Here is a 5,300-nt window from a genome sequence, read left to right as displayed (position 1 = left end):
CGCGGGGCGGATCCCCAAACGCTTCTGGGCGCAGGCGTCCAGCCCGCCGGTCGACTGACCCTGCAGGTCGACTGAGGCCGGCTCGGGGTCTGCACTCGCTGCGCGCCGACCTCGGTGGAGAAGTTGAGCTGGTCGCCTGAGTTGGCAGTGTCGCGGGCGGAGCAAGGTGGTGCACATCTTTGGCTCGATGCGGGGTTGTCGCCTCAGTGTGTTTCTGCGCTAGCAGTGCAAGACCGGGCTCGTTGGCCGTGAAGGTTAGTTCAATCGGTCGAAGTTATCGGGGTCCGGGCCTGATCGTGTGCCGTTGTGCAACGCGGAGATTGAGGCCATCTGCTCCTCGGTGAGTTCGAAGTCGAACACGGTGAGATTGTCGGTCATGCGTTGGGGTGTTTCGGTCTTCGTCACCACGATGTCGCCTCGCTGTAGGCCCCAGCGCAGCACTACTTGTGCCACCGTCCGGTCGATCTGGTCGGCCAGCGCATGAAGTTGGGGATCGCCTATTACAGCGCCCTGGGCAAGCGGGCTGCATGCCTGAACCGCGACGCCGTGCTCGGTGCAGACATCGTGCAGGTGCTCGTTGACGAAGTAGGGATTGGATTCGATCTGATTGACCGCCGGAGTGGACAGTCCCGCCTCGGCCAATCGGTCCAGGTGCGTTGCGGTGAAATTGGACACCCCGATCGAACCGATGGGGTAATCGGTTTTGAGCTCTTCCATGACTTCCCACACGCGCGCCACATCGTCGTACATCGCCAGCGGCCAGTGCACCAGATACAGATCGATTCGCCCCCCTAGGTGAGCGAGTGAACGTTCTGTCGCACGTCGCGCGGAAGTACGTTCGTGCACGTCGTTGCCGAGTTTTGTCGTGACCCACATCTGTTCGCGGGGCAGTTCCGACGCGGCGATCGCGCGCCCGACTTCTTGTTCGTTGCCGTACATCTGCGCGGTATCGAAGTGCCGGTAACCGGCCTCCAGCGCCGACGACACAGCCCTGACCGTACTGGCAGGGGCAATCTTGAAGGTGCCGAAACCGAGCTGGGCAAGGGCTCGTCCGTCGTTGAGTGTGACCTGCGGGACCGTCTGCGGGGAATCCGACATGGGGCAAATCTAGGCCCGCTGTGCTGGCGCCCGCATCCGCTAATGGCGGGCCACTGACACCACCACGTGGCCTGAGGAAAGAAAAAGTTTGGGTCAGGGCGTGACGTTCGGGCGGGTGGTGACGTCTTTGTTGTGTAGGTGTTCATCACAAGGGCCCGGTGTCGGGTCTTGGCGTGAGGAGGAATTATGTCGAACGCAGTTCCCAAGACCGGTCGTGAGCAGTCCCGCGAGCAGGAGGCAGCCCAAGCCGCCGCGCAGCAGGCGCAGGAGAAGGCGTCGGGCAAGCAGGTCGCGCGTGGGCCGCTGCAAACCGATCGGGGGGTGACCACGCTGGATGATGCCGTGGTGGCCAAGATCGCCGGGATGGCCGCGCGGGAGGTTCCGGGGGTCTATGACATGGGCAGTGCCACGCGTCGCGCGTTCTCGGCGGTGACCGACCGGATCCCCAACGCGCAGACCAACGTCACTGGCGGCATCAGTGTCGAGAAGGGTGAAACCCAGACGGCGATCGATGTGACGGTGGTGGTGGAGTACGGCGCCTCGATCGTGGAGGTCGGCAACGCGATTCGCCGCAACATCATCGAGCAGGTTGAGGGCACCACCGGGCTGGAGGTGGTCGAGGTCAACGTCAACGTCGCTGACGTGCACCTGCCTCAGGACGACGACAACGGCCGCGCCAGCTCGGAGAGCAACCGCAGCGGCGAACTGCGCTGACCCATCGACCACCGCCACGCCGCGGGGGCGGGTCACCCCGGCCCGCCTCCGCACCCCTGAGCGAGGAGTTCTCATGAAGACCACCCATCTCACACTTCTGGTGGGGTTGTTCCTCGGCGCTGTTGCCGCGTTCGGCTCGATCGGCCAGTTCCTGGTCGTGTTGCTTTTCGGCGTGATCGGTGTGGCCGTGGGGCTGGCCATGGAGGGGCGCGTCGAGATCAAGGGCCTGACCGACCGCTGGGGGAGGTGAGTCGTGACCGCCGCGCACACTGATCGCGCCGATCAGCGGCCCGCCGCCGATCCGAGCGTGGACGGCCTGTCCGTATCACCGGGGCAGTCGTCGGCACCGGCCGAGCAGCGGGGGCTCACCACCATCCCGGCGTCGGTGGTGGGCCGCATCGCCGAGCAGGTCGCTTCCGAGTGCACCGGCGTCGGCGGGGCGGCGGGAGGACTGCTCGGGGTGGGCGCCCGTCGCGATTTTGACTCGCGCCCGTCAGCCACGTGCGACCTCTATGGAACGGTCGCCGTGCTCAGGCTCGATGTGGGCGTGGCGTTCCCCGTGGACCTGACCGCCACCTGCCGGAGCCTGCGCCAGCACGTGCGCTACCGGGTGCACGAGCTGACGGGAGTGGAGGTGGGCCGGTTGGATATCGCCATCTCGTGGCTCAACCCCGCCGCCGCGACGAGAGGAGCACTGCGATGAGTGCACGACCACGTCGCAGTACGTTGATCAGGCGCCCGCCGCGCGCGATCCCGGTGGGGCTGCTCGCCGTGGCGCTTGTGGTCCTGGGAGGACTGGGGATCTGGCTGCTGGGTAGTTACCTGATCAACGACACGTGGCCCTTAGCGGCCTCTTCGACGGTGGCCTCGGTTGCCGAGACCGGCCTCGACTCGACCGCGATGCGCGTGGTCGCGGTGGTGCTGGCGCTGGTCGGGCTCGCCCTCCTGCTGGCCGCGCTGGTGCCGGGTCGCCCCTCCCGCGTCCGGGTGCTGGACGACGACATCCCCGGCGAGACCGCCATTTCCCACCGCGACCTGGCCCGCCGTATCGAGCGGCGTACTGAGAACGTCGACGGCGTGCACAGCACCCGCGTGTCGGTCCGCCCGCGCCGGATCGACGTGGCCGTGAAGACCGTGGTCGATGACCCGGCCCCGGTGACCCGGGGAGCGAAGGACGCCGTGGACCACGCGCTGTGCGAACTGCGACCGGCCGACCCGTTGCGCCCCCGCGTGCGCACCGACCGCAGAAGCTGAAGGGATTACACCCATGCGTAGCTTGTCTGGAACCCGTAACCGCGTCGCGCTGACGGTGGCGGCACTGCTGATCCTGGCCGCCGCGGCGTGGCTGATCGCGGTGTCTTTCGCCCTGGTGCCGGCGGACACGCCGCTCGCCGGACTGATGCCGCCCGCCGACTCGACGGTCTCCACGCTGGTGCAGGACCACCGCGGATGGGCGCTGCCGGCCGCCACCGCCGCCTCGATCCTGGCGGTACTTTCGGGTCTGGGATTGCTGGCCGCGCAGATCCCCACCGCCCCCGCGCACACGACCCTGCGTCTTCCCGGCGACGACGGCACGGTGCTGGCCACCGTGGAGCCGCAAGTCCTCGAGCGTGCGCTCGTCGAGCGGGTCGAGAGCGTGCCCGGCGTCAAGGAGGCATCGGTGCGGGTGTCGGGCTCCACGACCAGCCTGCGGGTCTTCGCCGAGGTGACGGTGGCCCAGGACGCGCAGGTCGAGTGGGCCGTCGAGGAGGCCCGCCGGGTGCTCGCCGCGGACCTGGCCACCGCACTGGGCACCGCCCCACGGTCCGTGGACCTGCTCGTTCGGCTGCACACCCCGCGATCATCATCTCGATCCGACCGCGTGGCAGTGCGCCAAGACGCCGCCGACGGCCACCTGATCTCCGGCGCCGGATGAGCCCCCTGACCCGGCGGCCGGCCGAGCTTTCCGACCGCGCCCTGGTATTGCGCGCGCAGGACGGCGACCCGGACGCCTTCGACGTGCTGATCGATCGGCATCAGGGCCGGTTGTTTCGGATCGCCTACCTGGTGTTGGGCGACCGCCAGGACAGTGAGGACGTGGTCCAAGAGACACTGCTGACCGGGTGGAAGCGCCTGCACCTGTTGGAGGACCCGGACGCGGTGCGCGCCTGGCTTGCCCAGATCTGTACGCGCCGGGCCACCGACATCGCTCGGCGCCGTGCCCGCCGCGCCACCGACGCCCACCGGCCCGAGGACCTGCACCGCCACCGCGACCCGCGCCCCCGCGCCGACCCCGCCCACGCCAGTGAGGTCAACGCGCAGATGCACGCATTGGCCCAGGTGTTGGCGACCATGGACCCGGACCTGCGGGCCTGCTGGACATTGCGGGAGATCGACGGAATGTCCTACCGGCAGGTCGCCGCCGCCCTCGATGTCACCGAGTCCACCGCACGAGGCCGCATCGCCCGCGCCCGCACGCACGTGATCGACTACATGAAGGAATGGCGGTGAACACCATGGACGGACCCTCCCGGCCCGGTGACCCCCACGACGACCAGGACACCCGCGACTACCTCGATCACATCGCTGCGCTGCACCGTGACTGGGACGAGCTCGAACTCCGGGGCGACGATTCGGTGCAACTGTCCCGGCGTGCACGCTCGGCGCTGTCGGAAGCGGTGCGGGCCGATGCCCGCCACGGCGCCCGCGTGGACATGCCGCCCACCGACATCGGCCCCTACACCCTGACCGAACTCGCGCTACGCACCCTGATCCGCGAGACCATCGACGACATCGACGGCGTGGTGAGCCTGCGAACCGCCATCGACTACAGCACGAGCGATGGCTGGAACTCTCGGGGCCTTCCCCGGCGCGTCGTGTGCCGCATCTCTGCGGTCGAGACCACCCCGGATCTGCCCGGTCTGGCGGAGAAAGTCCGCACCGCGGTGCGCGGAGCGTGCGCCCGCGAACTCGACCTGCCCGCCATCCCGGTCGACGTTCACATCGAGGATCTCCATGCCCAGTGAACCCACAGCCGCTCAACTGATCGCGTTGGTGGTGGCCATCCCCGGAGTCGCAGGGATCGAACCCGGAATCGGCACCAGCCTGCGGGCCCTGGAAGCACGCATCCGACGAACCGAACCGCATGCCACACACTTCGGGCTGCACGTCGACCACAACGCGCGCACCGTCACCGTGGAAGTCAGCCTCAACCGCTCCCGGCCCATCCGCCAGACCGTGCGCGACATCCAACATGCCCTCCACGGCGCACTGGCCGCAACGATGCCCGAGCCGACTCAGTGGCAGGTACGGGTGCAGTCGCTCAGCGCGAATTGACGAACGAGGTCGTCGCTCGGTGCGCCCTCGGTCGCCCCTTTTCCACAGCGGCCCGCTGGCACACACTGCCCAACCCCCTTCCGGTGTGGGTGCAGCACCGACATATTCGGCTGTCCACCGGCACTTGCCAGGTCGATAGAGACGTGTAGTTCCGGCTGGGTCGGGTGCGTTAT

The 5,300-nt window shown here is 68.2% G+C and carries 9 protein-coding genes; 8 read left to right on the top strand and 1 reads right to left on the bottom strand.

The window, feature by feature from the left end; translation table 11 throughout:
• Nucleotides 1–255: 255 nt before the first annotated feature.
• Nucleotides 256–1,098 carry an aldo/keto reductase gene (locus tag DPA01S_RS15760; protein ID WP_017836463.1) on the bottom strand — a complete coding sequence of 281 codons (843 nt, stop codon included), beginning with the start codon at nucleotides 1,096–1,098 and terminating at the stop codon, nucleotides 256–258.
• A 186-nt stretch (nucleotides 1,099–1,284) separates the two neighbouring features.
• Here DPA01S_RS15760 and DPA01S_RS15755 point away from each other — a divergent pair, with 186 nt between their 5' ends.
• The 8 genes from DPA01S_RS15755 to DPA01S_RS15725 all read left to right on the top strand — a co-directional run bounded on the left by DPA01S_RS15755 (nucleotide 1,285) and on the right by DPA01S_RS15725 (nucleotide 5,127).
• Nucleotides 1,285–1,812: an Asp23/Gls24 family envelope stress response protein gene (locus DPA01S_RS15755; protein WP_198150841.1), complete on the top strand. Its 528-nt coding sequence runs from the start codon at nucleotides 1,285–1,287 to the stop codon at nucleotides 1,810–1,812.
• 73 nt (nucleotides 1,813–1,885) lie between these two features.
• A complete protein-coding gene (locus tag DPA01S_RS17110) occupies nucleotides 1,886–2,062 on the top strand; it encodes a hypothetical protein (RefSeq protein WP_198150839.1) in 177 nt (58 codons plus the stop codon).
• Between the two features lie 3 nt (nucleotides 2,063–2,065).
• Complete coding sequence (locus DPA01S_RS15750; RefSeq protein ID WP_083961827.1) at nucleotides 2,066–2,515, top strand: Asp23/Gls24 family envelope stress response protein; 450 nt, start codon at nucleotides 2,066–2,068, stop codon at nucleotides 2,513–2,515.
• A complete protein-coding gene (locus DPA01S_RS15745; RefSeq protein WP_061917833.1) occupies nucleotides 2,512–3,066 on the top strand; it encodes a DUF6286 domain-containing protein in 555 nt (184 codons plus the stop codon). The genes DPA01S_RS15750 and DPA01S_RS15745 overlap by 4 nt, the downstream gene beginning before the upstream one ends.
• Nucleotides 3,067–3,079: 13 nt before the next feature.
• Entirely contained in the window at nucleotides 3,080–3,727 is a 648-nt protein-coding gene (locus DPA01S_RS15740; protein ID WP_061917830.1) for an Asp23/Gls24 family envelope stress response protein, read from the top strand.
• On the top strand, nucleotides 3,724–4,302 hold the full coding sequence (locus DPA01S_RS15735) for an RNA polymerase sigma factor (RefSeq protein ID WP_061917827.1): 579 nt from the start codon (nucleotides 3,724–3,726) through the stop codon (nucleotides 4,300–4,302). The genes DPA01S_RS15740 and DPA01S_RS15735 overlap by 4 nt, the downstream gene beginning before the upstream one ends.
• On the top strand, nucleotides 4,293–4,817 hold the full coding sequence (locus DPA01S_RS15730) for a hypothetical protein (RefSeq protein ID WP_061917824.1): 525 nt from the start codon (nucleotides 4,293–4,295) through the stop codon (nucleotides 4,815–4,817). Before DPA01S_RS15735 ends, DPA01S_RS15730 begins: the two co-directional genes overlap by 10 nt.
• Entirely contained in the window at nucleotides 4,807–5,127 is a 321-nt protein-coding gene (locus tag DPA01S_RS15725) for a hypothetical protein (RefSeq protein WP_061917821.1), read from the top strand. Before DPA01S_RS15730 ends, DPA01S_RS15725 begins: the two co-directional genes overlap by 11 nt.
• Nucleotides 5,128–5,300 lie beyond the last annotated feature (173 nt).

Origin of the sequence: Dietzia papillomatosis NBRC 105045, assembly GCF_001570845.1 — a bacterium.
Taxonomy (GTDB): Bacteria; Actinomycetota; Actinomycetes; order Mycobacteriales; family Mycobacteriaceae; genus Dietzia; species Dietzia cinnamea.
Note: the sequence above shows the minus strand (reverse complement) of the source record. Positions and strands in the feature narration are given on the sequence as shown.